Origin of the sequence: Methanospirillum sp., assembly GCF_035560735.1 — an archaeon.
In the GTDB taxonomy this organism is placed as follows: Archaea; Halobacteriota; Methanomicrobia; order Methanomicrobiales; family Methanospirillaceae; genus Methanospirillum.
Map to the genome: position 1 here is coordinate 1 of NZ_DATMYY010000192.1, position 3,051 is coordinate 3,051.

The window sequence follows — 3,051 nt, forward strand, 5'->3', positions numbered from 1 at the left end:
ATGTAAAATTTGTGACTTCGATGGGCAAGAATTCTACCGGATTTGTAGTTCTGTTAGCGATAATGATACTGGCACTCTTTTCTGGTGTCAGTGCCCAGGCTACTGCTGCTTCAGATTCCTTCCCCTTTGTTGGGACAATGGTATATCAGGATCTGGAAGGGGGTTTCTTTGGGATTATTACTGAAACAGGAGATCAACTTCTTCCAACTAACCTTCCAGCCCAGTATGCGGTAGATGGCCTCAGAATCTCCGGGACTGCAACTCCTCAGACTGATATGGTCTCTTCCCGGATGTGGGGGACTATGGTCTCTGTAGAAAATGTAACTCCACTGAATGGGGGAGGAGTGACTGAGCAGGCCTGGTTTGAATCTGAAACAAATAAACCGGATTTATCTGACGATCAGATCTTCCAGGTACTTGGCAGGATCTCTGCAGACCTGCAGAAAAGACTTGATACTATCGACGGGGCACTGGTTGATGTTGCAGCAGACTTAAGCAGCAATGAGGTTTCAAAAGAGAACCAGAGCCTTCTCCTCTCCTCACTCGTTGAAAACCCTGATATGAACCAGATGGGACTATATGAATCCTCTTTTCTGGACAAGTCAGGGCGGATAACTGCCGTTTATCCTGATATGTATCAGTCATCAATCGGGACAGATCTTTCAAATACGCCAAATATTGCCAGCATAATTTCTTATCCTGCTCCTACAATGAGCACATACATGAAAACAGTTGAAGGAAAGGATGCAGTTGTCATCACGTATCCGGTTGTATCAAAGCAAAAAACCATCACCGGATATGTTTCTGCTCTCGTGGATCCGGCTGTGCTCGTCTCGCCTGACAAGATGCAGATACTCAAAGAGTCCGGTTATTCGCTCATGGTAGAGCAACCTGAAGGGACAGCACTCGCAGAAAGTGATTCAACCCAGATTGGCAGGTCAGCCTGGAGTGATCCTGAGTTTAATGCTTCACCCTCACTTCTTAAATCTGCAGTGCATCTGCAAAATGCGAGAGCCGGTATAGATACATATTCTGGAATAAATAAGGAAGATGTTAAGATTGCATGGACCACAATGTCACTCCATGGTATGCCATGGAGAGTTGCAGTCATGAAACATTAAAATCCGAATACTTTTTTTCTCAAATCAGGCATATCGCATAAGCCGGCTGATATACATCCTGACCCATATATATCCAACTATTCCTCCAAGAATATCACCGATTACTATTCCATACCATACTCCGTGCTCACCAAGTCCGAAGACAACTCCAAGGAGGTATGCTGATGAGGCCATGAAGACCATGTTTCGAAGCACATTTAGTATCAGAGATGAGATACCCCGTCCGGTTCCCTGGAAGATAGATGAGGACATGATTCCTGGTGGAACAAACGGATAGAAAATGCACATCGTGGCGAGAAAGGACGCGATTGCTGGTGCAAGATGTGCTCCTTCTGCTGAATAGGTGAAGATAAATGAGATCTGAGATGCAAACACCCAGGTCAGGATGCTGATGGCTATTGCGATTCCTATTCCCAATAGGATTGAAAATGAATGAATTACCGGGAACTTCTCAAAGTGCCGTCCTCCGTATGCTGCACCTGTTACAGAGACGACAGAGGTAGATATTGCAACAAGTGGGATTATCGCAAAGAATACAACCCGCCAACCGGCTGTGTATACCGCAACTGCATCTGTTCCTGAAACCATAACCAGCATAGCGTTGATAAATATCGCCAGAAATGACATGAGAAAAAACTCGCAGCTTGCCGGAAGTCCTACAGCGAGGATATCTCTGATATTTTTGGCTTCTTTGAGATTGACATTCCATGACAGGTTTACGTATGTATCTTTTTTGATGAGGAACCAGTAGAGAAGTACTACAGTCACCAGTATCAGTGACACGATCATTCCCCATGCAGCACCTGCAATCCCCATTTTAAAATAATAAATGAGAATCGGATCGAGGATGATGTTCAGGATAGACGAGGCTCCCATCACATACATTGTCCTCTTGGTGTCTCCCTCTGCCCTGAGAATTGCATACACTACATTGGTAAAGAGGATCAGGACTGTACCGAGAAAGACGATGTTTCCGTATTCAACTGCCAGGTCTACGGTTTTTCCAGCACCAAAAAGGAGCATCAGCGGGCGTGATAGTGCAATCAGGAGGACGGTGATGACCACCGAAATTCCGAGCACCAGTAAAATTGCCTGCATCGCTGCACCGTTTGCACCATCCCTGTCTCCTGCACCTATTCTCCTGGCAATAACCGAGGTGGCGCCTGCTCCAAGCCCGTTTCCGAGGCCTATGAGTACCATAAAAAGGGGTGTGATGAATCCAACCGCAGCTAATGCGTCTGATCCCAGACCTGCCACCCAGACGGCATTTACCAGGTTGTAGGTTGACATCAGCAGCATTGCGATGATCATCGGGATTGAGAGTTTTAGGATCGCAACTTTTGGATCGCCTTTAAGGAGATTAACACCCTCTGTCTCCTGAGAAGAATTCATGCACATTCACCTCCGGAGCAGCATGAAGCAAAGGAATTTTCGCCGATATCATTGACCCCTTTGATGCTGGCAAAAGCCACTCTCCAGAGAAGATCTTTGAACTGGGTCATTTCTTCCTCATTGAGTCTAGATGAGGCAGTCATTTCCCATTCGGTATCAATCCGAATCAAATCAGAGATAATAGATACCCCTTTCTCTGAAAGAAATAATTTTACAGCCCTTCTGTTGTCTGGATCTATATTTCTGATAACATAGCCGGCATCTTCAAGTTTTTTTACTGACCTGGCAATTGTCCCTCTGTCGATATGAAAGTGGCGTGCCAGTGTCTCCTGTGTAACATTCTGATGTTCCTTGAGAAACATGAGAACAGGGAACTGACCGCATGAGAGACCGAGTGAACGAAGATGGTGATTCAGGAATATTGCCTGAGTTCTGAAGATAATTGATATTAATCCCCCTATGGGAATATCATGAGGCAGGAGAGCTTTTGCTGTCACCTCAACAGATTAGCAGTGTTCCCATATAGCGTTGTCAGTGC

The 3,051-nt window shown here is 45.6% G+C and carries 2 protein-coding genes and 1 pseudogene; 1 reads left to right on the forward strand and 2 read right to left on the reverse strand.

Annotation, left to right across the window (positions count from 1 at the left end; all coding sequences use genetic code 11):
* A pseudogene (locus tag VN429_RS05695) lies at nt 1–1,121 on the forward strand (cache domain-containing protein); the annotation flags it as partial.
* 24 nt (nt 1,122–1,145) lie between these two features.
* On the opposite strand, the gene VN429_RS05700 reads toward VN429_RS05695, so the two are convergent.
* Together VN429_RS05700 and VN429_RS05705 are read right to left on the reverse strand one after the other, a co-directional pair.
* The gene (locus VN429_RS05700) at nt 1,146–2,513 is read right to left on the reverse strand and encodes an MATE family efflux transporter (RefSeq protein ID WP_325630786.1); all 1,368 of its coding nucleotides are present in this window, start codon (nt 2,511–2,513) and stop codon (nt 1,146–1,148) included.
* Nucleotides 2,510–3,010 carry a MarR family winged helix-turn-helix transcriptional regulator gene (locus VN429_RS05705; RefSeq protein ID WP_325630788.1) on the reverse strand — a complete coding sequence of 167 codons (501 nt, stop codon included), beginning with the start codon at nt 3,008–3,010 and terminating at the stop codon, nt 2,510–2,512. The genes VN429_RS05700 and VN429_RS05705 overlap by 4 nt, the downstream gene beginning before the upstream one ends.
* Between the last annotated feature and the right edge of the window lie 41 nt (nt 3,011–3,051).